Origin of the sequence: Streptomyces sp. ADMS (assembly GCF_033441795.1) — a bacterium.
Classification (GTDB): Bacteria; Actinomycetota; Actinomycetes; order Streptomycetales; family Streptomycetaceae; genus Streptomyces.
Genome location: NZ_JAVFVX010000426.1, coordinates 1 through 473 on the forward strand (window position 1 = coordinate 1; position 473 = coordinate 473).

Genomic DNA, 473 nt, shown 5'->3' on the forward strand with positions numbered 1-473 from the left:
GATGCGGTGGCACTCGGTCTGCAGGTGGAAGGCGTCGCGGTAGGCGTTGTGGAGGTTGCCGTCCTCGCGGGCGAGGGTGGCCACGACGTGCACCAGGCGGGCCTGGTTGCGCACGGCGATCCACCGGCAGGCGTCTGGATCGCCCGCGGGGGCGATGCCGGTGGCCGCCACCACCCGGCGGGCCACGTCGGCCCACTGCGAGTCGATCAGGTCGGGGTGCCGGGGATCGGAACGGACCGAGCAGACCCACACCGGCAACTCGGGCGCGCGGGCCCCGAGACGCTCGACGGGTGCGTCGAGGGCGTGGGCCAGGTACGTCAGCACGTCGGGCTGGGCGAGCATCTCGATCGGAGCGCCGTGGCCGTCCCCGGCGATCAGGCGGGGGTTGGTGTGGTTGCCGCGCTCGCCCGGCCCGTAGAGATACGTGAGCAGACCGGCGGTGTGGCTGGCGCGCTGCAGGTGGGCGATCACGG

Annotated in this window: 1 pseudogene; it reads right to left on the reverse strand. The window is 73.8% G+C overall.

Features of this window, described 5'->3' with window-relative positions:
- Nucleotides 1-473, reverse strand: a pseudogene (locus RB628_RS41385) (mobilization protein); the annotation flags it as partial.